Raw genomic sequence first — 22,607 nt, 5'->3', positions numbered from 1 at the left:
CCTCTATTCGAAGTGGGATTTGAAGATCTGTCCGTGGACGCCCACGGTTCGATCGACTACCTGCGAGACCGTGAAATCCGCTGCGGCAGAAAGATAGGCGTAGCCCGTCGCTCGATCCATTCCGCGATCATGCTCGAGGAAGTCGAGCGCGTTGACCACCGCGCGCCGCATGGCGCCGTTGAGGTCACTGTTCTGCCCATCGACCGAACCGTTGGGGTCGGACAGGCCGATCGGAATCCAGGCCTCCTCGGTCTCGGCGAACGGGTATCCGAAAGCCACCGATGGAGCGTCACCGGAATCCTTCTTGCACACGCTGAGTCGGAACGTGCCGCGCAGCGATCCTTCCATCGCCGTCAGCGCCGCCTCACCGTCGCCCATGGCCATGTGTGGGTCACCGACGTAGAAGAGGGCGCCTTCAGCGAATACCGGCAAATAGAAGGTTGATCCGACACCGAGATGCCTGATGTCGATGTTTCCGCCGCCCAGGGTCGGAGGAATGGAGTTCGACGACGGGGACGTCGGGTCGGCATCCGAGGAATAGGCAACTCCCATCATTCCCATGAAGGGTCGCAAGGGAAACCGCACCTTCGACTGTCCGAAAGGCATCACGCCCTTGCCGTCTTCGATCGCCGTGAAGGTGGAAACACCGCCGTACTTCAACGGGTCCTTTGTCGCGCGCCCGTCTGTGGCGACCGGCGGCATGACTTCGTCCAGAGTGATTCCCGCTGGAGCGGTTCCGTCTGCTGTGACGGCGAGAGCGCCCTTGCCGTGTCTGCTCGACACAACGCCGTACGGCACGCGGGGAATGGCTTCGAGAGTCTCGATCTTGAGTACGTCTCCAGGCTGGGCGCCTTCGACGAAGACCGGGCCGGTGACGACGTGCGGTCCGTCCTTGTCGAAGTTTCGTTCGGTTCGGTTGTATTCGGCCGCAACGGCAATCGCATCTTCGAGCACGTATTTCTCGGAAACGCCTTTGCTACCGAAGTATTCGAGAGGATTGCGCCCTTGATCCTCGAGAATTCCCTCGTGCGAGAGGGCGTCGATCGTGACGGTCTGGCCCGACTTCATCCGCATCACCTCGCGGGTGTGGATGTTGGGCACATAACCCCACATGACGTCCGACGGATCCGAACTCAGATAGTGATCGCCACTGACGTTTCCGCTGCCCGGTTGCAGAATCGGCACACCATCGGCGAACGGCAGCGCAGAGGAGGATGATCCAGCCGGCGATGCGTTCGAGTGCGCGCATCCCGAAGCCACACCCGCAACGCCTACTCCCGCACCGAGAGCCGCGACTGCCCTCATGAATCCGCGTCGGCCAAGACCTTTCGTCAGATCTTCGGCTGCGTTGCGGGCAAGAGTGTTTTCCATCGAGATTCCTCCGGAGTGCGTGACGATGTGCGACTGCGAAGAAAGCTAGACCCGATTTGTTACTCGTTCATTACCATTTCATGGCAGGGAAATACCGTTGACTGAGAATGAATTCAGCGACGGCGAAGCCGCCAGAGCGAGGTCGTCTCTCGTGCCCGGGCAGCGTGAAGCGCATCGGTTCGGTCACTGACCTTTGCGTGCGTCGGCTTGACGTCCATGCGATCGACAACAGTGAGCCCACCGGCCGCAATCAGGTCGTGTAGTTCGGATCGCGTTCGGAGACCGAGGTGTTCGGCAATGTCCGAGAGGATCAGCCACGCTTCTCCCCCGTCGTCCAGATGCGCTGCGACACCAGTCAGGAAGCCCTTCAGCATCGCTCCAGCAGGGTCGTAGACGGCGTATTCGATGGGCGAGGTGGCCTTGGCCGGAATCCAGGGAGGATTGCAGACCACCAACGGAGCGGTGCCTTCGGGGAAGAGGTCTGCTTCCATCACGTTCACCTGATCGCCGTAGCCAAGCCGCAACAGGTTGGTGCGCGCGCATTGCAATGCCCGGGGGTCCTGGTCGGTGGCCGTCACTGTCTGAACTCCACGCCGCGCCAGGACGGCAGCAAGAACGCCGGTACCTGTTCCGATATCGAAAGCAGATTCCGTCGACGGTAGCGGCGCAGACGCGACAAGATCGACATACTCCCCGCGGACGGGTGAGAACACTCCGAAGGCGGGATGCACTCGTGCGTCGAGAGCCTCGATGAAAACACCTTTGCGGTGCCACTCGTGAGCGCCGATCGCGCCGAGGATGTCACGCAACGAGCGAACCGAAGGCTCACCGGTAATCCCGAAGGCTTCAGTCAACGCTACTTGCGCGTCCGGGGCTCGCCGGAGTGGAATCGACAGATCTGCATCCAAGGGAATGAGCAGCATGCCGAGGATCTGCGCGCGGCGTCCTTGGGTCTGCCTGTGGAGATGGAAGGCTTTGGCTGGGTCGTCGGACGCTCGGCGCGGCTTGCGGTCGATGCGCGACGCGACGGCCTTCGACAGTTGGCGAGCGTTCTGAAAATCTCCGCGCCACAACAACGCCGTGCCTTCGCATGCCAAGCGATAGGCGTAGTCGGCCTTCATCGTGTCGTCGGCGACGACGATGCGCTTGGGCACCGGGGCGTTGCTCGTCGAACCCCAACGGGCCGATTGCTCGACGTCGTTCTCGGTCCACACTGCGAATTGTTCAGTCATGTAAGCCCTTCCGGCGTCCGACGCATAGCGGCCGGTCTACCGGCTGATGTGGTCCAGATCTGCAAAATCTGCTCGTCTGGTGTCCACACTAGTCGGGACCGGCCGCGCTACATGACTGCGAGAGGGATGTCAGCCCTTGGCTACGCGAGCTGCCTCGGCGATCCGAGCCTCGGCGACCGCGTCAGCAGCCTCGCCGGCGAGGATTCCGTCCTTCTTCGACTTCGCGAAGATCTCGGTGACCGTGTCGAAGATCTTCTCGACCTTGAGCTTGACCTCTTCGGCCGAGTTGCCCTTCAGCTCGCCGGCAACCTGGATGAGGCCGCCGCCGTTGGCGACGTAGTCGGGGGTCCAGGTGATGCCGCGGTCGCGGAGGATGTTCTCGACCTCGGGCACGGTGAGCTGGTTGTTGGCAGCGCCGCAGACAACCTCGGCCTTGATCGAGCGTGCGGTCGTGTCGGTGAGGGTTGCGCCCATCGCGCAGGGTGCGTAAACGTCGAGATCGGCGTCGATGATGCTGTCGACGATGCTCACCTGCGGGAAGTCCGTCTTGACGCGATCGAGCGCTCCGGCGTTGACGTCGGTCGCGAGAACGGTCGCGCCGTCTGCGAGGAGGAGCTTGATCAGCTCGTAGCCGACCTTGCCTGTGCCTTCGACACCAACAGTCTTGCCTGCGAGCGACGGAGTGCCCCAATGCGACTGTGCCGCGGCGCGCATCGACTGGAATACGCCGAGGGCCGTCATCGGAGCGCTGTCGCCGGAACCGCCGACCGTAGCGTTGCGGCCGACGACGAAGTCGGTGTTACGACCGATGATGTCAAGATCGTTGGAGTTGGTTCCGACATCACCAGCGGTGATGTAGCGGCCGCCGAGGGTCTGGACGAATTTTGCGTAGGCGCCGAGCAATTCGTCGGTCTTGGCCGTTGCGGGGTCGCCGATGATGACCGCCTTGCCGCCGCCGAGGTCCACGCCGGCAACCGCAGCCTTGTAGGTCATTCCGCGCGAGAGACGCAAAACGTCTGTGACTGCGGCGGATTCGTCGGAGTACGGGTAGAAGCGCGTTCCGCCGAGCGCGGGGCCGAGCGTCGTGGAGTGGATGGCGACGATGGCCTTGAGGCCGCTCGCGGGATCCTGGAAGAAGCTCACCTGCTCGTGGGGGTAATCGCGCAGGTAGTCGGCGCGATCGAACACGCCCGCAGTGTCGCCATGGGAAACAACAGAGTTCACGGGCTCGGCGGTGAGAGTCATTGTGGGATAGACCTTTCCGAAGGATAAACGGGGTGCAGTCGAAATATTGGGACGAAATGGCCGTTGGGTACTATTGGGGACAAATAACCCAAAGAGAATCCCGCTGAGCAATTCGTGGAACCAATGCTCTGCCTGAGCTACGATTTGGTCAATGCAAATCTCTTGAACTAGTCAATTCGATCATCCAGTGACCCATATCACTGAGGAGAGGTTCACAAAGTGCTCAGCATCGACAAGCTCGACGTCCAGTTGCTCGGACTGCTCAGCAAGGACTCGAGGATGAGTGTGGCCGAGTTGGCCAACTCGTTGGGCGTCGCCCGCAACACCGTCCAGTCGCGAATGAAGCGCATGGAATCCAACGGACTTCTCACCGGGTTTCGGCCGAATCTCAATCTCCCCGAGGTCGGTATCCCGATTCAGGCATTTGTCGGTCTGGAACTCGAGCAGGGCAAGATCAGCGCAGTCGCTCGGAGTCTGACCGAGTTGCCCGAGGTGATCGAAATTCACGCCACAACCGGTCGCGAGGATTTGCTCGTTCGCGTCGCCACCTCGACGCACGCGGCGCTGCAGAAGTTGGCCGAGCAGATCGTGTCACTTCCAGGCGTCACGCATTCGACCACGACCATCGCTCTGACCAATCCCCTTCCGTATCGAATTCAGCCTCTCCTCGAGCACCTCACCAATGACGCCGGATGGGGTCGTTCGACCGCCTTCCCCCGTCAGCAGGACTAGGACGGGTGGTCGCGTCGATGCTTCCAAGTGCGCTAGTTTCATGGTTATGAGTGAGATCCAGGGACAGCGCATCGCGTTCATTCAGGCGACGTGGCATCGCAACATCGTCGACCGTGCACGCGACGGATTCACCGACGCGATCGTCGAGCTCGGCTACCCCAAGGACACGGTTGATTTCTTCGAGGTACCGGGAGCTTTCGAGATCCCCCTGCATGCTCGGCGGTTGGCCAAGACCGGCCGCTACCAGGCCATCGTTGCCGCAGGTCTGGTCGTCGACGGCGGTATCTACCGGCATGACTTCGTGGCGACGGCTGTCATCGACGGTCTGATGCGCGTGCAGCTCGACACCGACGTTCCGGTCTTCTCGGTGGTCTTGACGCCGCATCACTTCCACGAGCACGCCGAGCACGTCGACTACTTCAGCACGCATTTCGTGAAAAAGGGCGCCGAGGCTGCGCGCGCGGTCGACGCCACCGTCAAGTCGTTGAAGGCCCTGCCCACCAGCTAGTCGTTACCCAAGTCTCGCTGAGTCGAATGCCATCGGCTCAGCGAGATTTTTTGTGTCTATCGAGGGGTGTCGACGCTTGCCAGTGCGGAGGCGTTCGAGTCGTCGACTTCGCCGTAGCGGTCGACGCATTGCTGGAAGAAGTCCCGCATCTCGGTGACCACCTGGATGTGGCTGGTCAACGACTTCTCCAACGAATCTTCACCATCCTTAGCTTTCTTGGAGAACTTCTCGGCCAGGTTGATTCCAGATTGGAGCGTTCCCATTCCAGAAACATTCGCAATCACGAACAGATTTCTGCGCATTTGATCGAGTTCGCCAAGAAGATCTTCGCATGCCGCAACCACATCACGTGCGATGTCTGGCTCAACTTCCAGTCGCGAGTCGTCAGACCCATTGCTTCGATCAGACCCACTCACCGAGACCTCATTTCGGTAGCGTCGGTTCAAGATTGACCGACAGACGCTGCACAACAACACAACTGGACTCTTGCCGAGCCTCAGACAGCTTTCGTTCTACGTTGAACCAGATTGAGCCGTGTTCGACCGAGAAAGCAAGGTAGCAACCATTGTTGTCCTCGTCGTCGACGCGCTGATACTCGATACCACGCCGCCCACCGACATTAAGTTCCTCGAACCCTCGGAAATCAGGATTCCGTCGAACATCGTCGACGGTGTACGACGATGAATACACGGTCAAGAAATACCAGGACCCGCTCCACCCACAGATCTTCCATCCTGGCTGCTCCACGCCCGCCGCACCAGCTTCCTCGGCAGCCGGATCAAGCCCCACTTCTTCCAGAACTGAGTCCGGAATTTCCTTGCATGGATCGAACAAACCCTCTTGACCCGACGCAGGCTGCGGCGACCCTTGTACCGACGCGCCACACCCGGCTGCCAGTGCGCCCGCGAACAGAACGGCCACCACACTGCGGGCCTTCATCCGAAAACTCACGAGCCTGGAAGGTCCTGTCCTGCAAGCATGACTGCGTTGGAAGCATCGACACCGCTGTAGCTGTCCAGACACTTCTGAAAGAAGTCCCGCATCTCGGTGACCACCTGGATGTGGCTGTTCAACGACTTCTCCAACGAATCCTCACCGCCGACGGCCTTCTTGGAGAATTTCGCGGCGAGGTCGATTCCAGATTGGAGCGTCCCCATCCCTTTAGCGTCCTTCACAACTTCTACGCTTCGAAGCGCTGCCGCCAGTTCATCGAGCAGCGCCTTGCAAGCCGAAGCCATCCTTGCAGCCGTGTCGAAATCCAAGGCGAAATGATCAGAACTCAGTCCAGTCATCGTTCCCATCCGGTCCACTCCGGGGCGAGTGCTCGCTCGCCCGAAATCAACATTGGTGCAAATCCAGCGCTATCTAGGCAAGGCGCCCAACAATGTGCGTGCGTACTCAGACGCGAGACCACACGTCGAGCCTTCCTGCTCTGCAATACCTTTCGTGTCGACCACGATCCAGATTGAACCCTGTTTCGCTTCCAACGCGATATAACACTTGTCGATTCTGACGTCTGAAGCTCGGTGGTACTGAACGCCACGACGCTCGTTCAAAGAGATCTCTTCAAAGCCGGTGTAGTCGGGGTTCTTCTTGGCATCGTCCACGGTGAAGCGGTTCGAGTAAATAATCAGGTAGTACCACGGTTCTGTCCACGAACAGATCTTCCAGCCGGGTTGTTCGACGCCCTCGATGTCAACTTCCTCGGTAGCCGGATCAAGCCCCACTTCTTCCAACACCGAGTCCGGGATATCCTTGCACGGATCGAACAAACCCTCTTGGCCGGATGCAGGCTCAGCCGCCCCCTCCACGACTGAGCTGCATCCTGCCGCAGCCCACACCAACATCCCAGCCATGAGCAGTCGCCCAACCCCCACCGACCCCCGCATGGCACCCCCTGTTGATGTGGACCCACTCTATTGGATGCATCGGAGGCTCGATCGGTTCCCGCAATCTTGAAATTCCCAGGTCACGATCTCTGGTTCACTCAGAGCGCATCTCCAGCGATTGACGCTCAGCTCAGCAGTCGCATACTGGAGAGGTTGACTACAACTTCGGGAAGGCACCGAGTGAGCGCACCGAAAGCCCCGGCCAAACCAGCGATCCTCAGCGTCGACGACGATCCTGGTGTTTCGCGTGCCGTCGTTCGAGACCTCCGCAAGCGGTACGGCGAGAAGTACCGAATCATTCGTGCGGAGTCCGGCGACCAGGCTCTCGAAACCTTGCGCGAAATGAAACTTCGCGGCGATGCAGTCGCTGTGATCGTCGCCGATTACCGCATGCCTGGTTTGAGTGGGATCGAGTTCCTCGAACAGGCAATGGACCTGTATCCCGTAGCTCGGCGCGTTCTGCTGACCGCCTACGCCGATACTGATGCTGCGATCGACGCCATCAACGTAGTCGACCTCGACCACTACCTCCTCAAGCCGTGGGATCCGCCGGAAGAGAAGCTGTACCCCGTCATCGATGCGCTGCTCGATGCCTGGGCAAGCTCGAGTCATCACCCCGCCGAGGAAACAAAGGTGATCGGCCATCGTTGGTCCGAGCGATCCTCCGACGTTCGAGAGTTCTTGGCACGCAACCAACTTGCCTATCGCTGGTACATGTCGGACGAGCCGGAAGGCCAACGACTGCTCTCGGCTGCCGGTACCGACGAACTGCGGCTTCCCGTCGTCATCGCATCCAATGGGGATGTCCTCGTCGAGCCCACTGACGCCGAACTCGCCGACAAACTCGGGTTGAGTACTACTCTCTCCGAAGACTTTTACGATCTCGTTGTCATCGGCGGCGGCCCTGCGGGTCTGGGCGCTGCTCTGTACGGCGCTTCGGAGGGGCTTCGGACGGTTCTCATCGAACGGCGGGCGACTGGCGGTCAGGCCGGCCAGAGTTCACGAATCGAGAACTACCTCGGCTTCCCCGACGGAGTTTCCGGCGCACAGTTGGCCGATCGCGCAAGACGCCAGGCAACCAAGTTCGGCGCCGAGGTCATCACCGCGCGAGACGTCACCGGTTTGGAAATCAACGGCTCAGCCCGCACTGTGCGTTTCGACGACGGTTCGTCGGTCGACGCTCATTCGGTCATCTTGGCGACAGGTGTTTCCTATCGCCAACTTTCGGCGCCGGGGCTCGACACATACACCGGCCGAGGGGTCTACTACGGGTCAGCCGTCACCGAAGCCGCTCGATGTAGCGAACAAGATGTGTACATAGTCGGCGGCGCCAATTCGGCAGGCCAAGCTGCGGTCTATCTCTCCCGCGGAGCTAGGTCCGTCACCATTCTCATTCGCGGCGACTCGCTCGAAGCCTCGATGTCCTACTACCTGATTCAGCAGATCGAAAAGAATCCTAAGATCACCGTGCGCACGTGCACGGAGGTGATCGGAGCCGAGGGTGACGATCACCTCGAACGAATCACACTGCGTAACAGAGCCACCGGAGAAGAAGACACTGTCGATGCTCAGTGGTTGTTCATCTTCATCGGTGCCGCTCCACTGACCGACTGGCTCGGAGACGTGGTGGTCCGCGACGGAAATGGCTTCGTTCTTGCCGGCCCGGACCTTCCGTCCGAAGGCGTCACACCGGACGGGTGGCCGCTCGACCGCGCACCACATCATCTCGAAACCAGTGTCCCCGGAGTATTTGTCGCCGGGGACGTACACGCCGAATCGGCCAAGCGCGTCGCGTCGGCCGTCGGAGAGGGCGCGATGGCCGTGATGTTCGTCCACCGCTATCTCGCTCAACAATAGGGAGATTCGATGTCCATTCCTGAATGCAGCCCAGACTTGCTTCGCACCCTGTTCCTGTTCGAGAAGCTCACCGACGATCAGCTCGAATCACTGTGCCAGGCAGGCCATATCACCGAGATCGATCGAGGTCAGGTCTACCTCGAAGGTGAGCCTGCCACCTGCTTCTACGTCCTCATCGAGGGCGAGGTGGTGCTGTCCAAGCTGTCGGGCGGCGAAGACATCGAGATCAACAGGACCACCCAGCGCGGCGTCTACTCGGGAGGCTGGACGGCGTATCTCGGCGATCGTGTACCGCAGGTCTACGCGGGGTCGATGCGAGTGACGACTCCTTCGACGTTTTTCGTCCTGGACGCCGACAAGTTCGGCAACGCGATGCGCGAGTGGTTTCCAATGGCGGTTCATCTGCTCGAAGGTGTTTTCTTCGGCAAGAAGAACACTCAGCAAATCATCGATCAGCGAGAGCGACTCCTTGCACTCGGATCACTTTCGGCCGGGTTGACTCACGAGCTCAATAACCCTGCAGCCGCAGCGGTTCGAGCGACAGCGTCTTTGCGCGAGCGTGTCGCAGGCATGCGTCACAAACTGGGAATGGTCGCGTCGGGCACCTACGACCGCGATGCCCTCGTCACTCTCATGCGACTTCAAGAGGAAGTTGCAGAGGTTGTCGCCAAGGCGCCGACGCTCACTCCCCTCGAAGCCTCGGATCGAGAGGATTCGTTGGGTGAATGGTTCGAGGATCATTCGATTCGAGAGGGTTGGGATCTGGCTCCGACCTTCGTGCAGGCTGGTCTCGACACCGCTTGGCTCGAGAATGTTGCTGCAGCCGTTGACGAGTCCGTACTCGAAGGCGCAATTCGCTGGCTGAATTACACCATCGAATCCGAACTCCTGATGAACGAGATCGCCGACTCCACAACGAGGATTTCAACTCTCGTCGGTGCAGCCAAACAGTATTCTCAGATGGACCGCGCACCCTTCCAGACCATCGATGTCCACGAACTACTTGACAGCACGTTGATCATGTTGGGGCAAAAGATCGGAAGCGGAATCGAAGTCGTCAAGGAATACGACCTCGCGCTGCCACCGATCGACGCCTACGCCGCCGAACTCAATCAGGTGTGGACCAACCTCATCGACAATGCGGTGTCTGCCATGGACGGATCGGGAACACTCACCGTTCGGACAAGCCGCGACGGTGACCGCGTGTGCATCGAGATCTGCGACACCGGCGCCGGGATTCCCGATGACGTCATCGACAGGATCTTCGAACCCTTCTTCACGACTAAGCCTGTTGGTGAGGGAACCGGTCTCGGCCTTGATATTTCGTGGCGAATTGTGGTCGGCAAGCATCGTGGTGAGCTTCGGGTCACGTCGGAGCCCGGTAACACCCGGTTCAGAGTTTTGCTGCCCATCGCGGGCCCACCGCGGGATACGCGCGACGACTAGTCGCCCTTGCACGGCCGGTAGGCAAAGCGCACGATGAAATGACCGACTTCAGTCAGCGAGAGGGTGGACCATGACCGACGGACTTCCAGCGGGGATCGATCCGAGTGTGCCGCCCAGTGGCGCGGGATGCGTCGAATGCGATGCGAGCGGCGGTTGGTGGGTGCACCTGCGTCGATGCGCGCAGTGCGGGCACGTCGGTTGTTGCGACTCCTCACCGTCACAGCACGCGAGCAAGCATGCGGCCTCGACAAAGCATCCGTTCATGCAGAGCTACGAACCCGGTGAGGATTGGTTCTGGAGCTTCGAAACCAACGAGGCGTACGACGGACCTGAATTGGCGGCGCCCACTTCACATCCCGTAGATCAGCCGACGCCGGGACCTAAGGGTCGTGTCCCGGCCGATTGGCAGCAACACATCCACTGACTCAGTTCGGTTGGTCGATCGACCTCAAAGTCGAGACGTTCGACGACTCCTGATCCAATGCGTTGTCGATGCAGGCTTGAAACTGAGCCTGCCTTGCCTCCACGACCGCGATATGACTCGCCAACACATCGACGAGCGCATCGTGGCCACCGACGGCCTTCTCCTCGAACTTCGTCTGAAGCGCTCGACCTGATGCGAGCGTCCCTAAACCACCAACCCAACTCAGTTTCGCAGCAGCAACAGACAAATGCTCCAACGTCATTTGGTATTCGCCGCATGCCGTAACTAGCAATCGCGCCGTGTCCGGATCCAGCGAGAACGAAACCTCGGCCCCGGAGTCCTCATTTGAACTCATGCGTAGCACCACCTTCATCAAGCGAGCGATTCATCTGGGGAGCTCCGGGAAGAGTTTGTCGGTAATCGTCGAGGCGAGGCCACACGGGTCGATTGGCGTCTCACCGAAATCTGGGGCGATCCGAACGATCAGCACCCCCTGATTGGTCGTCCAAGCTACAGAGCAAATCTGTCCGGTCGCATCGTCACGCTGCCCGAATTTGATAGCAGGGCCGCCATGAACATTCGCAGCCCTTACATCGGCATTGTTGGTGTTCGCTTCGACTTCGTCGAGAGTGTGGTCAGTTGACCAGACGCTCAGCGAAATTCCCGTCCCATCCCATGAGCAGATTTCAAATCGTGGAATCTGAACTCCAAGAATCCCGCGTTCCTCAGTCGCCGGATCAACGCCGACATACCGCAAGGCGCTGTCGCTAATGCCGCCACAAGGGTCAAATAGCCCAACAGCCTCGTCGGCTCGTACTGCATGCCCCTCGACCGTCGAGGAACAACCCCCAACCACCAGCGCGGCCGCGACCAAGACCACTGCACCCCTCACTCCCACAGCACTCCCCCTCATTCGCGGCCCGCTCACAGTATTGGACGCTCCCCAGCACCGATCGGTTCCACCCCATTGCATTCCGTTGCAACCCTTCACCCACGCCAACAATCGACCTAACGTCGATCTACCAGGGGATTCACAACGAAGTGAGGTGCGGATCAATGAAGGCAGCACGGTTCCACGGGCAGAAAGACATCCGGATCGAAGAGATCCCTGAGCCCGAATTGCGGCCAGGAACAGTCAAGCTGAAGGTCGCATGGTGCGGAATCTGCGGCACCGATCTCCACGAGTACCTCGAGGGACCGATCTTCATCTCCGCACCCGGACACCCGCATCCACTCTCACACGAGAATGCGCCGGTCACGATGGGCCACGAGTTCTCCGGCACCGTCGAAGAGGTCGGCGAAGGTGTCACGGACGTCGAGGTCGGTGAAAATGTTGTCGTCGAGCCGTACTTCGTCTGCAACGAGTGCGCCCCGTGCAAGGCGGGCAACTACCACCTGTGTACGAAGATGGGGTTCATCGGCTTGGCCGGCGGCGGTGGCGGACTCAGCGAGAAGGTCGTCGTCGACCGTCGCTGGATCCACAAGATCGGCAACATCCCGCTCGACGAGGCAGCTCTCATCGAACCGTTGAGCGTCGCCCATCACGCAGTCGTACGCAGTGGAGCCGAAAGCGGCAACGTCGCCATCGTGGGCGGAGCCGGACCGATCGGACTCCTCGTTGCGGCAGTTCTCAAGGGTCTGGGTGTCACGACGATCGTCACCGAACTCAGCGAAGCCCGCAAGGCCAAGGCCCTCTCCAGTGGAGTCGCCGACTACGTCATCGATCCCACCACCGAAGACGTCAAAGCGCGCGTCCTCGAACTCAGCGGAGGCATCGGCGCAGACATCGGCTTCGAATGCGCAGGCGTCAACGCGGTCCTCGACACCATGCTCGACACGGTCCGGCCCGCCGGAGTTGTTGTCAACGTGTCGATTTGGGGCAAGCCCGCGACCATCGACATGCAGAAGCTGGTCCTCAAGGAAATCGACCTACGCGGAACCATCGCGTACGTACGTGACCATGAAGCGGTCATCAAGATGGTCCAGGACGGTGTCGTCGATCTGGCGCCCTTCATCACCGGTCGTATTCAGCTCGAAGAGTTGATCTCCGAAGGATTCACCACTCTGATCGAGCACAACGACACTGCGGTCAAGATTCTCGTCAGGTCGTAACCGGACGGGGCACCTCCGGGCCCACCGCAGTCAGCGACCCAGGTGCCCGCCCTTTGCCCCATCCGATCTTCTCTCGGTAGCGGCCGATGTGATCGTCCTCGATCACATCGGCCGTTTCCAACGGCGTGGATTGCGGATGCACATACAGCGCATCCGTCGGGCAATATGCCTCACACATGAAGCAGGTCTGGCAATCCGATTGGCGCGCAATCACCGGGACGCCCGACGGCGTCCGATCGAAAACATCTGTAGGACAAACATCTACGCACTTGTCGCAGCCGATGCAGTCAGGCGCGGACACCAGCTCGATCATGACGCCACCAGTGCAGACCCGACAGATTCAGAAGTCCGGGTCCACACCGAATCCAAACCGCCGGTGAGGACGTGATGGTGCTGCGTCACATCGAGTTCGGGATAATCGTCCCGCTTGCTCATTCCCCGAGTCTCGGTCCGCGCCAACGTCGAGTGGTACATCCAGCGACCGACGGCCGTGATCGCGGCAGCCTGCCGCGCCGCCATCCGACCTGCTGGATCCGCGCCCAGATCCGCACTCACTGCACCCCACAGCGATTCGAGCTCAGCGAGCGCTGCGGATACCCGATCACCGCTGCGGAGGTAGTTCTTGTCGAAGGGAATCAGCTGCGCCTGAGCAGCTTTCACCACATAGTCGGCAGTAAACCCGGTTCGTGCCGGATTACGCAATCCGACGGTTCCGGCTCCGCGAAGACCACTGGTAGACCCACGTCCGACCGACAGCGCATAGCGCGCAGCACCGGTTCCCGCCCACGAACCAGAAGACATCGCCCACGCGGCGTTGTGACTTCCCCCGCCGGTAAACCCTCCGCAGATTCGCTCTCGGGTCGCAGCGTCCCCGGCGGCAAACAGTCCTGGAACGGATGACGCGCAATCGTCATCGACGACGTTGATTCCCCCAGTCCCGCGAACAGTGCCTTCAGCGAGCATGCCGACCTCGAATTTGTCGGTGAAGGGATCGATTCCGCGGCGATCGAATTGCAGGAAGAAGTTGGGTTGCCCCAGCCTCATTCGACGCTGCACCTCTGCGTCGGCCCGATCGATCTGCGCGAAGACCGACTCGCTCCGCAACGTGCTGGCGATGACGGACCTCCCCTTCGCCGAACCGGCACCTTCGAGCACGCTTCCGTCTGCGTGAAAGAACGTCGCGTACGCGTAGTAAGCCGTCTTGGTGATCGTCGATCCGGCCGCCGCGATCCCGTACGCGTTCGAGAACTCCATGCCGGAGAACTCGGCTCCGACTTCGGCTGCCATCAATGCACCGTCACCGGTATCGACGTTGGTGCCCAGCGCACCGGACAGAAACGCACAACCTCCGCTGGCGACCACTACCGCGCCTGCCGAGACGCGGTAGTCCTGGTGTTCGTGACGCTGGTATCCGGCGACTCCGCGAACTCGACCGGCACCGTCCACCAATAACTCGAGCGCCGGCGAATGATCGAGGATTCGCACACCGGCTCGACGAATCCAGGTGCGCATCCGTCGCATGTATTCAGGTCCCTGCAAGCCGGTACGTATCTGCTTGCCCGTGCTGGGGTCGACGGGGAACGGATATCTACCCTCCACCGCGAGGAGATCCATGTTGGAGTAGGTCTGCTCGAGGACGCGGTCCATCCAATGGTGGTCGGCCAGATATCCGCCGAGCGCCTCACGACCGGCCTTTGCCCGCTCACGGGCAGTCGTATCCGGCTCGACGTACCAAACACCCGTTCCGGATGGGGCCGTCGCGCCACTCGTTCCGCAGTATCCCTTGTCGACCAGGACGACGTCTGCACCGGCCTTGGCCGCACGCAACGCCGCCCACGCGCCGGCGGGGCCACCACCGATCACCAATACATCGGTGGAGAGTTCGAGGACGTCCGTCACTGGCCAGCTCCTGTCAGAGGTCTACGCAACACTTCTGTTGCCGCAATATTCCTCGAACGAACTACCCAGCGCCACAGTCAGAATCACTGTGAACTCAACCAGTCACCGCCGCATCGGCAGAGCGCTACGACGCTTCCCGCTCCTCGTCGGTGCACAACGCGGAGTACTTGGCGAAGGCTTCCTGCAAGGTCAGCGATTTGCGTCGCTCGGTGATGTCGCGGGGCTTTCCCTGCGCAACACATCGACGCGCATGTTCGATCACAGCTTCACGTATGACGCTGGAAATGTCCGCGCCCGTGAGCTCTTGGAGGGTCTCTAGGGCCCTCAGTTCCTCTACGTCGAATCTCACCGTTACCGATCGTCTAGCCACGCTCAGGATGTTACTTGCGGGTACACCAAATTTGGTGAGTTACATATGCGTCGAGTCCAATATCTTTGGGCGCCAAAACCTTCGAATTCCGATCTACGTGGGTAAATAGTTTTCCACTCACGGCACCCATGTAATGCAACGCACACGGCGCTAGCCAGCGTGCCGACGGACACTGTCGCTGTCTATGCTTGCGAAACACTGCCTTCGATCGGAGATATACCGCGTGAGCATCGACCACATCGTTTCCGCAGTCGACGGCGACGCTGCCGAGCGAATCAAAACGGCCCTGGCCGAGAGAGCCGCAACCTCGACGGACACGACCACGCTGGTGTTCGACGGCGTGAGCATCGAGATTCCGCCATCGGTCGGCGACGCCGTCGTGCAGCTCCTGACCTACCTCGCTGCCGGCGACAGCGTCGCCCTCGGGCCAGTTGCAGAACTCCTCACCACCTCGCAGGCAGCAGAGATCCTCGGCGTTTCGGACACGTATGTACGTAAGCTCGCCGACGCCGGGAAACTCCCGATCGAACTACGCGGCACCCACCGCAGGTTCCGCCTCGATGACGTGATGGCTTACCGCGAGCAGTTCCCCAAACGCGCCTAGCTCTTCGCGTACATTCCTTCGATCTCCTTCGAGAACCGATCGACGACGACATTGCGCTTGATCTTGAGCGTCGCTGTCATCTCACCGTCTTCCTCGGTCAGATCGCGATCGAGAATGACGAACTTCTTGATCGACTCCGCATGCGAGACAGCAGCATTGGCGTCGTCGACGGCCTTCTGCAGCTCCGCTCGAAGGTCCTTGTCGTCACGTAGTTCGGCGACGCTGGCACCAGAAGGCTTGCCGTTCTCCGCCTTCCACTTCTCGAACACCTCAGGGTCGACGGTCAACAGCGCCGTGATGTAGGTCTTCCCGTCGCCGACGACAACTGCCTGCGAGACGATGGAATGCGAACGGATACGGTCTTCCATCGGGCCGGGCGAGACGTTCTTGCCACCCGCCGTCACCAGAAGATCCTTCTTGCGTCCGGTGATGGAAAGGTAACCGTCGCTGTCGAGTTCACCGAGATCACCGGTTCGCATCCAGCCGTTGACGAATGTCTCTTCGGTGGCCTTGTCGTTCTTCCAGTATCCCTTGAAGACGACTCCACCGTTGAGTTCGATCTCGCCATCCTCGGCGATGCGTACCCCGTTGCCGCCCATCGGCTGTCCGACGGTTCCGATCTTCTGAGCACCCGGGACGTTGACGCAGTGCGCTGCTGTGGTTTCGGTGAGGCCATAGCCTTCGTAGATCGGAACTCCGAGCCCACGGAAGAAGTGCCCCAGTTCAGGAGTGAGGGCGCCGCCGCCGGAGATCGCGAACCAGCACTCGCCCCCGAGAGCCTCACGAAGCTTCGAGTACACGAACTTGTCCGCCACTGCGTGCTTCGCCTTCAAGATCAGCGAGGGACCGCCCTTGTCGAGGGCTTGGCTGTATTCCTTTGCAGTGACTTCTGCGAAAGCGAAGATCGCGCCCGGAATCTTTCCACCGGACTCCGCCTTGCGTGCTGCGCCGTCACGAACTTTTTCGAAGACACGCGGAACACCGAGGATGGTGTTGGGCTTGTAGCGCTCGAATTGGGTTGTGATGGTGGCAAAGTCGGACCAGTGGGCCTGCGACGCACCAGCTTCGAACGTCGCGAGGGACACCGCGCGGGCCAGTACGTGAGCGAGCGGCAGGAAGGTCAGGACTCGGTTTCCCGGAACCGCCACCTTGCCGATCGATGCCGTGAGAATCCCGCGCACCTCGGACAGGAAGTTGCGGTGTGTGAGGATGCATCCCTTGGGACGGCCTGTGGTGCCGGAGGTGTAGACGAGTGACGCCAGATCGTCGGCTTTGATGCCCGCGAGTCGCTTCTTCAACTCGGTGTCGTCAACGTCGGCGCCCTGTGCGGTCAGCTTTTCGACTGCTCCGTCGTCGATCTGCATGACGGCCTTGAGAGTGCTCGGCGCGTCCTGGAACAGCTGCTCGTGCGCGCCGGTTTCGACGATCGCGATGACGGCCTCGGAGTCTTCGAGGATCCAGCTGACCTGGCCCTGAGACGACGAATCGTAGATCGGGACGGTAGCGGCGCCGGCGGCCCAGATGGCGAAGTCGAAGAGCGTCCACTCGTATCGGGTCGCGGAGAGCAGTGCGACGCGGTCGCCTGCCTGCACACCAGCGGCGATGAGCCCGTTTGCGACGCCGGTGACCTGCTCGGCGAACTCCTTGGCTGTGACGTCTACCCAACCCTCTCCCTTGGGGCGGGAGAACACCGTCAGATCTGGCGTGCGCTCGGCGTGAGTGAAGACGGTGTGCACCACGGACTCGTTGTCGGAGATGGTGAACTGGGCTTTGGCGCTGTACTCACTCACAGGGTGTCATCTCCGTTGGTCTGCGATTCGATGCTGATTCTGAAGCGGTGGAGTGCGCGGGCGAAGTCTGCGACCTCGGACTCGGTCCAATCGTGCAGCCTGCCGACGACTTGGTCGAGCCGACGCGCGTCGGCGGCGTCGAGGTATTTGCGGCCCGCCTCCGTCAGGTGCAGCGGATTGCCCTGTCGAACGGATCCCGGATCGGCATACACCCAGCCTGCCTCGATACACCCGCGCACTTGGCGCGAGATGGTCGAGCGGTTGACGCCGAAGACTTCGGAGATCTCCGTGGCCTTGCAGCCGTCGTTGCGGCCGATGAAGGAGAGGAATGAATGCTGCGCGATCGACGGGTGGTCGTCGGAATGCCGATCCCCCGTCATCAGCTGCCGCGTCAGGTGCACCAGCTCGTCATGAACGGCTGGTGGACCGGTGAGCGCCATTGCTCCGTCGTGTTGCACTGGGCAACTATAACGCTGCCCCTAGTCCCGATTGCAATATGACCGCCGCCACCGACAAGAAGTCCGTCGGTGGCGGCGTGAAAAGTTAGACCAGATCCTCACCGTTGCGGCGAGCAGTTGCCCAATCTTTGAAGAATCCCTTGCTGATGACTCCCAAGACAACCAGCACCAACGCCGGCCAGATCAGAACGTAAATGGTCAGTAGAGCTGTACTCATTCGTATCCCTTCCACTTGTCTCGACGGTTACTTTCCGGACGCTCCCACGGCAGGAAGCTCGTCATCGTCGAAGTCTCCCGTCCGCTGCTTGATCAGTTCGAAATCGAACGTCTCACGCTGATTGACGGACATCGCAAAGCACACGACGGTACTGACGGCATAGGCCACCAAAGATCCGCTGAGCGTTGGATAGTCGTGCAGGAAGCCGATCGCGAACGGCGCGGACAGCACGATCGCCAGGCCACCGACGATCTGCGCAACCTTCAGACCGAAGAATCCAAATACCATGAGCCCCAGCACCACTCCGATGCCGACAACGGCAACGATGTCGGAGAGAATCCCGAACATCCCATCCATCGGCACCCAACTGAATCGGACGGGCAAGAAGGCAGCAAGAGCCACCAGCACCGACACAGTGAAGGCCTTGTTGGTGACCTTTCCCCAATAGAAGCTCGCGATAACCGGGAACACCAGCGCGCCCCACAGCGCGCCGACGAACACCAACAGATCCAGAATGCTCAGTTGCAGACTTGCCAAGGAGATAGCCGCCGCCGTGGCAACAATCATCGTTACTCGGCCGATCAGCAGCATCCGTCGAGGGTTCGCATTAGCCTTGCCTGCGACAGCTTGGCCGTAAACGTCGGTCATCACGATGGACGAGAGCGCAGCAAGGTCCGAGTCCGCCGTCGATGACAGCGCGCCGATGATCATGACAAAGAAGACAGCCAGCAAAATTCCGGGCAGGTACGACGCGGCCATCTGCGGAATCAGGTTGTTGACGTCACCATCCATCGGCTCGATTCCGAGGTACAGCGCGAGAACACCCAGCATTCCGACGCCGATGACCGTTGCGCCGTATCCCACGGTTGCGGTGATGAAGGTGGGCTTGATCAGATCTTCGCGGACCGCGAACAGACGTTGGGCAATGGTCTGGTTGCCGATTGCGTAGGCAAGAACTGCCGCGATGTACGGCGCCCCCTGTTCGAAGAAGGCAACGCTCGAGAAGAAGTTGCCCTGCTCAGCGGTGAGGTTGCCTGCGCCGGATTCGAAGGCTGCCGGGAACCCCGCCGCAAAGAAGATAAACGGCACCAAAACCGCTACCGCACCGAGCATTCCGATCAGCTGAACGAAGTCGGTCAACACCGAAGCGCGGAAGCCCGACCACAGCGTGTACAGCAAAACGCCCAGCGCAACGATGAACACACCCTGGATGAAGTTGAACGGCGAAAGCAACGCGATCAGCAGACCACCAGCGATGAAGTTCGACATCAAACTGATGAGACTACCGACGATATTGGAGCCCGCGAGCATCAGCTGACTCGAGCGTCCGTGCCGCGCGTACATGACCTCAGCCAGCGTGTGGGCTTTCGGCGCTACATTGCGAATTCGCTGGCCAAACGGATAAATGAAGAGAATCATCAACGCGCCCCATAAACCGTAGTGAATGGGGCCGGAGATTCCGTAGGTGTAGCCAGAAGTGGCGGATGCGTACATCGACGACGCCCAAATCCAGGTGGCCGTCATACTCGCGGCCGAAACACCAAATCCTAACTTGTTTCCGGCGGTCATAAAACCGTCGGCATTTTCCTGCTTCTTACCAATACGAAGAGAAATCAGAAAAGTTCCACCATAAAAAGCAACAAGCAGTGAAACAATTACCAATGTACTGAACTGGACCATGTCGGACCCCGTCACATGCCACATCCTTCGCACATAATCGGCAGAACAAAGCACAAAACCCCTGTTCAGGATCTTTGCGCTTCGTTTCTGCACGCCCTAGGAGCGACCGCCATACCAACACCGGTCACATATTCAATTGACTAGCAACACGCACTTCGTCTTTTCGGAAACCCAACCTCCACAAAATAAATCTTCTGCGCAAGCTTTTGGCTCGACCACGCAATTCAACAACTGAGAATCGACCATAGCATGATGGCAATTTCGAACAAAAACTCCAATATTTTCCCACCCGAAAAGATTCATGATTCCGCAGCAGAAAAATCGTGCGCTTCCAGCGCATATAACAACTCCGCATCGATTGAAATCGATGCTCGATTCGAGCGCTCAGCTACTTCGACAGCACCATCCTGGCAAACCGTCGGCCCCACTCGGGATCGGCGGAAACATGCTCGTCCAGCGGATTGGAGACAATCGCCCCGATCATTCGCAGGTACACGAGAGTGTCTCGCACCATCCACGTCCAATCGTCATCTCCGAGTCGTGTTCCGTCTGTTGTCGACCAACCCAATGCCGTGAGGCCTTCGATCATGACTTCACTACGTTCGGACTCCGACAAGCCGGCAGCCAACGTAAGGAACAGAATTCGGCCGGCTTCCTGCCCCAACTCGCCCTTTCCCAACGGCATGGCCGTCACGATGTGACGCCACAGCTCGCCTTCATATGCAAGCACTGACGCGCCGAGTCGAGTCAGAATCAATGTGCCTCGGAGTCTCCGGACAAATCTCAGTGTCTTTGCGGCTTCAACGAGTACTGCTAATTGCGAGCCGCTCCCTGCCGTGACACCGATCCACTCACTGTCCCAATCGAGTTCGTCTCGGGCAGACGCAACAAGGTCGGGAGGCAGTGACCCGAACGCCGTCAAAACAATCCCACCACCTCGCGCGGAGTTCAGCAGCCACAGCAGTTGACGGGTTGCTCCTTCACGCATCACCTCGAAGTAGTTGTCGTATCCGCCACGAAGCTCCGATTTGGCAACTGCGGCAAACAGTTTCGGTGCGGAATGAACCGACAGGCGGCGCAAGAACTTCTCGAACAACGAGCTTCCCACAGGTGGTGACTTATGCAGTGCCACTGCAATGGTGACCGCTGCATTGGACTCTGCGGGAACAAAACGTTCGGGATCGAACAGTCCATTACTCGCCTGCCCGTTCAGGAACTCGCGATACCCGATCGGACCGCCAGAATCCTCCGGCGGGCACGCCCTCGCACCGTCAAGACAAGATGGCTCAGAAATCGGCTGGTCTTCGACAATCTGCTCGAGAACCAACGTGTGACTCCACCTTGCGCGGGCGTTGTACTCATAACGGACGTACTCCCCGACCGCGGTAACTGCCTCGTCGATCCGGACTTCGTCCTCACCAAACTCGTCTTCCTGGTATCCGTCGCGCTCGATCACCTCTGGCGCGATATACCGATCTGGGCCATTGTCCGTTGAATGATGGACACTCACCCACTGATGAGCGTGTTGATCTCCCCATCCCATCACCGCCTGCACAATCGAATGAAGCTGGTCCAGTTCGATATTCGACGGAACCGAAAACCGTCTCCAAATAGGCGGCGTGATGCAATCGATTTCGATCCGCATGACAAAGTCCGCCGCCGCCGGCCGTCGACGCTGATTCCGCATCTGCCTCGGTGTAAGGACCTTCATCTGGCTTTGCGCCGCTTGATATGCAGGTACCAAACGCAGATGTGAAGCTCGCCGAACTCGCTGACCCGTCATGTATGGAGGCTAGATCTACCTACCGACAGCCGAGATACTCACTGCCACAAGGTTGCCCGATCTGTCGGGGCTCGCATCTCGTCGCTGGCCGGCTGTCAAGTCCAGATCAACGCGGACGTACCCAGGCATCTTTAATCATCCACTGCGCGGACAATAGTGTGCGCCGATTACCGTAGACCTGACAGCTACCGCACGAAAACAGTGCCCAGCGCCTGCTCGGACTGGCACAGAACATGAGGATCCATGAGCGACCACGACACGACCGCCGACCAGCCCCTCCATATCAACGGCGCAATTGCCTTGGTGACGGACGAGCGCGACGAGTTGGTTCGCCTGTGCGTCCAGACCCTCGCCGAACTACTGGGTAGTGAGCCTGCCACCGATGACGATGGCGACATCGTCGTACCGGTTCACGGATTTGTCGTCTACGTGACCGTCGCCGACGACGGACCCCAGATCAACGTCTGGTCCTCGGTCCTTACCGGCCTCGGCAATCCCTCGCACGCTGCGACTCGACTCATCGAACTCGCGCAGGAATGGCCGCGCCTCCGTTTCGCCTTCAGCGGCGACCACCTGCTGGTCTCCACGATGCTCGACGCGGACCCCTTCGCCCCGCAGCATCTGCTGAACTTGATCGACGAGGTTCACGACTTCACTCACGAACTCGACGACGATTTTGCTGAATCCTTCGGCGGAGCCCTCGACTGCGACCCGGATGACGACAGCTACGCCGGAGACTGCAATCCCGGCGGTTGCGGCGGAGACTGCGACTGCGATTGCGGCGATGACGCAGACGGCGAGCTTGGCCTCACGGCAGGCGCGTCAACCACCAAGTAGTCGATCACCCTTCGTAGAGATGCACGCGAGCTTCGAATTATGCCGCGTGCGTGCATCTCTGTCCCGAAATACGTTGCAAAGTCACGGTTTCCGCAACATCAGGCATGCATCCGCACCCGGCCAGTCAACCGCATGCCCAGGGGCGAAAGTTGA

Annotated in this window: 25 protein-coding genes; 8 read left to right on the top strand and 17 right to left on the bottom strand. The window is 60.0% G+C overall.

Translation table 11 applies throughout. The annotated features are described in order from the left end of the window. Positions 1–3: 3 nt before the first annotated feature. The 3 genes from ACKAMS_RS28400 to ACKAMS_RS28390 form a co-directional block, all read right to left on the bottom strand. Positions 4–1,371, bottom strand: coding sequence for an acetamidase/formamidase family protein (locus ACKAMS_RS28400; RefSeq protein ID WP_408989900.1), 1,368 nt, complete (start codon positions 1,369–1,371; stop codon positions 4–6). A gap of 113 nt (positions 1,372–1,484) precedes the next feature. Then, complete coding sequence (locus ACKAMS_RS28395) at positions 1,485–2,603, bottom strand: class I SAM-dependent methyltransferase (RefSeq protein ID WP_080910627.1); 1,119 nt, start codon at positions 2,601–2,603, stop codon at positions 1,485–1,487. A 129-nt stretch (positions 2,604–2,732) separates the two neighbouring features. Continuing rightward, positions 2,733–3,848: a Glu/Leu/Phe/Val dehydrogenase gene (locus ACKAMS_RS28390; protein WP_080910626.1), complete on the bottom strand. Its 1,116-nt coding sequence runs from the start codon at positions 3,846–3,848 to the stop codon at positions 2,733–2,735. A gap of 219 nt (positions 3,849–4,067) precedes the next feature. On the opposite strand from ACKAMS_RS28390, the gene ACKAMS_RS28385 reads away from it, so the two are divergent. Continuing rightward, positions 4,068–4,580, top strand: coding sequence for an Lrp/AsnC family transcriptional regulator (locus ACKAMS_RS28385; protein ID WP_003941343.1), 513 nt, complete (start codon positions 4,068–4,070; stop codon positions 4,578–4,580). Positions 4,581–4,626: 46 nt separating this feature from the next. Further along, on the top strand, positions 4,627–5,088 hold the full coding sequence (locus ACKAMS_RS28380; protein ID WP_003941401.1) for a 6,7-dimethyl-8-ribityllumazine synthase: 462 nt from the start codon (positions 4,627–4,629) through the stop codon (positions 5,086–5,088). A 56-nt stretch (positions 5,089–5,144) separates the two neighbouring features. Here the strand turns inward: ACKAMS_RS28380 and ACKAMS_RS28375 are convergent, their stop codons facing one another. The 4 genes from ACKAMS_RS28375 to ACKAMS_RS28360 all read right to left on the bottom strand — a co-directional run bounded on the left by ACKAMS_RS28375 (position 5,145) and on the right by ACKAMS_RS28360 (position 6,935). Continuing rightward, positions 5,145–5,351 (bottom strand): hypothetical protein, encoded by a 207-nt coding sequence (locus ACKAMS_RS28375; protein WP_241896139.1) that lies wholly within the window; start codon positions 5,349–5,351, stop codon positions 5,145–5,147. A 160-nt stretch (positions 5,352–5,511) separates the two neighbouring features. After that, positions 5,512–6,039 carry a DUF3558 domain-containing protein gene (locus ACKAMS_RS28370; protein WP_408989899.1) on the bottom strand — a complete coding sequence of 176 codons (528 nt, stop codon included), beginning with the start codon at positions 6,037–6,039 and terminating at the stop codon, positions 5,512–5,514. Beyond that, positions 6,036–6,380 (bottom strand): hypothetical protein, encoded by a 345-nt coding sequence (locus tag ACKAMS_RS28365; protein ID WP_336505375.1) that lies wholly within the window; start codon positions 6,378–6,380, stop codon positions 6,036–6,038. Before ACKAMS_RS28365 ends, ACKAMS_RS28370 begins: the two co-directional genes overlap by 4 nt. 69 nt (positions 6,381–6,449) lie before the next feature. Then, positions 6,450–6,935, bottom strand: a complete 486-nt coding sequence (locus ACKAMS_RS28360) for a DUF3558 domain-containing protein (protein WP_259349270.1) — start codon at positions 6,933–6,935, stop codon at positions 6,450–6,452. Between the two features lie 222 nt (positions 6,936–7,157). Here ACKAMS_RS28360 and ACKAMS_RS28355 point away from each other — a divergent pair, with 222 nt between their 5' ends. From ACKAMS_RS28355 to ACKAMS_RS28345, 3 genes are all read left to right on the top strand, one after another. Continuing rightward, entirely contained in the window at positions 7,158–8,834 is a 1,677-nt protein-coding gene (locus ACKAMS_RS28355) for an FAD-dependent oxidoreductase (RefSeq protein WP_408989898.1), read from the top strand. Positions 8,835–8,843: 9 nt separating this feature from the next. After that, entirely contained in the window at positions 8,844–10,280 is a 1,437-nt protein-coding gene (locus ACKAMS_RS28350) for an ATP-binding protein (protein ID WP_003941311.1), read from the top strand. 70 nt (positions 10,281–10,350) lie between these two features. Further along, the gene (locus ACKAMS_RS28345) at positions 10,351–10,704 is read left to right on the top strand and encodes a UBP-type zinc finger domain-containing protein (RefSeq protein ID WP_003941317.1); all 354 of its coding nucleotides are present in this window, start codon (positions 10,351–10,353) and stop codon (positions 10,702–10,704) included. Position 10,705: 1 nt separating this feature from the next. Here the strand turns inward: ACKAMS_RS28345 and ACKAMS_RS28340 are convergent, their stop codons facing one another. Continuing rightward, positions 10,706–11,059, bottom strand: coding sequence for a hypothetical protein (locus ACKAMS_RS28340; RefSeq protein WP_408989897.1), 354 nt, complete (start codon positions 11,057–11,059; stop codon positions 10,706–10,708). 30 nt (positions 11,060–11,089) lie between these two features. After that, positions 11,090–11,584, bottom strand: a complete 495-nt coding sequence (locus ACKAMS_RS28335) for a DUF3558 domain-containing protein (RefSeq protein ID WP_408989896.1) — start codon at positions 11,582–11,584, stop codon at positions 11,090–11,092. A gap of 176 nt (positions 11,585–11,760) precedes the next feature. Between ACKAMS_RS28335 and ACKAMS_RS28330 the strand changes: the two genes are divergently transcribed. Further along, positions 11,761–12,816, top strand: a complete 1,056-nt coding sequence (locus ACKAMS_RS28330) for a 2,3-butanediol dehydrogenase (protein ID WP_003941279.1) — start codon at positions 11,761–11,763, stop codon at positions 12,814–12,816. On the opposite strand, the gene ACKAMS_RS28325 is transcribed toward ACKAMS_RS28330, so the two are convergent. The 3 genes from ACKAMS_RS28325 to ACKAMS_RS28315 form a co-directional block, all read right to left on the bottom strand. Continuing rightward, the gene (locus tag ACKAMS_RS28325) at positions 12,806–13,129 is read right to left on the bottom strand and encodes a ferredoxin family protein (protein WP_007726052.1); all 324 of its coding nucleotides are present in this window, start codon (positions 13,127–13,129) and stop codon (positions 12,806–12,808) included. The genes ACKAMS_RS28330 and ACKAMS_RS28325 overlap by 11 nt on opposite strands. Beyond that, on the bottom strand, positions 13,126–14,715 hold the full coding sequence (locus ACKAMS_RS28320; RefSeq protein ID WP_408989895.1) for an FAD-dependent oxidoreductase: 1,590 nt from the start codon (positions 14,713–14,715) through the stop codon (positions 13,126–13,128). Before ACKAMS_RS28320 ends, ACKAMS_RS28325 begins: the two co-directional genes overlap by 4 nt. Positions 14,716–14,839: 124 nt before the next feature. After that, complete coding sequence (locus ACKAMS_RS28315; RefSeq protein WP_231915792.1) at positions 14,840–15,085, bottom strand: hypothetical protein; 246 nt, start codon at positions 15,083–15,085, stop codon at positions 14,840–14,842. A 223-nt stretch (positions 15,086–15,308) separates the two neighbouring features. Between ACKAMS_RS28315 and ACKAMS_RS28310 the strand changes: the two genes are divergently transcribed. Then, positions 15,309–15,689, top strand: coding sequence for a helix-turn-helix domain-containing protein (locus ACKAMS_RS28310; RefSeq protein WP_003941392.1), 381 nt, complete (start codon positions 15,309–15,311; stop codon positions 15,687–15,689). Here the strand turns inward: ACKAMS_RS28310 and ACKAMS_RS28305 are convergent. The 5 genes from ACKAMS_RS28305 to ACKAMS_RS28285 all read right to left on the bottom strand — a co-directional run bounded on the left by ACKAMS_RS28305 (position 15,686) and on the right by ACKAMS_RS28285 (position 21,479). Beyond that, positions 15,686–17,479 carry an AMP-dependent synthetase/ligase gene (locus ACKAMS_RS28305; RefSeq protein WP_408989894.1) on the bottom strand — a complete coding sequence of 598 codons (1,794 nt, stop codon included), beginning with the start codon at positions 17,477–17,479 and terminating at the stop codon, positions 15,686–15,688. The two genes, ACKAMS_RS28310 and ACKAMS_RS28305, sit on opposite strands and share 4 nt — an antisense overlap. Next, positions 17,476–17,937: a MarR family winged helix-turn-helix transcriptional regulator gene (locus ACKAMS_RS28300; RefSeq protein ID WP_408989893.1), complete on the bottom strand. Its 462-nt coding sequence runs from the start codon at positions 17,935–17,937 to the stop codon at positions 17,476–17,478. Before ACKAMS_RS28300 ends, ACKAMS_RS28305 begins: the two co-directional genes overlap by 4 nt. Before the next feature lie 85 nt (positions 17,938–18,022). Beyond that, a complete protein-coding gene (locus ACKAMS_RS28295) occupies positions 18,023–18,154 on the bottom strand; it encodes a putative transporter small subunit (RefSeq protein ID WP_003941363.1) in 132 nt (43 codons plus the stop codon). Positions 18,155–18,181: 27 nt separating this feature from the next. After that, positions 18,182–19,834 (bottom strand): sodium:solute symporter family protein, encoded by a 1,653-nt coding sequence (locus tag ACKAMS_RS28290; protein WP_408989906.1) that lies wholly within the window; start codon positions 19,832–19,834, stop codon positions 18,182–18,184. Positions 19,835–20,222: 388 nt separating this feature from the next. Beyond that, on the bottom strand, positions 20,223–21,479 hold the full coding sequence (locus ACKAMS_RS28285) for a plasmid pRiA4b ORF-3 family protein (RefSeq protein WP_408989892.1): 1,257 nt from the start codon (positions 21,477–21,479) through the stop codon (positions 20,223–20,225). Between the two features lie 381 nt (positions 21,480–21,860). On the opposite strand from ACKAMS_RS28285, the gene ACKAMS_RS28280 reads away from it, so the two are divergent. Further along, a complete protein-coding gene (locus ACKAMS_RS28280; RefSeq protein WP_408989891.1) occupies positions 21,861–22,454 on the top strand; it encodes a T3SS (YopN, CesT) and YbjN peptide-binding chaperone 1 in 594 nt (197 codons plus the stop codon). Positions 22,455–22,607 lie beyond the last annotated feature (153 nt).

The organism is Rhodococcus sp. 5A-K4, assembly GCF_046097995.1.
Classification (GTDB): Bacteria; Actinomycetota; Actinomycetes; order Mycobacteriales; family Mycobacteriaceae; genus Rhodococcus_F; species Rhodococcus_F erythropolis.
Note: the sequence above shows the minus strand (reverse complement) of the source record. Positions and strands in the feature narration are given on the sequence as shown.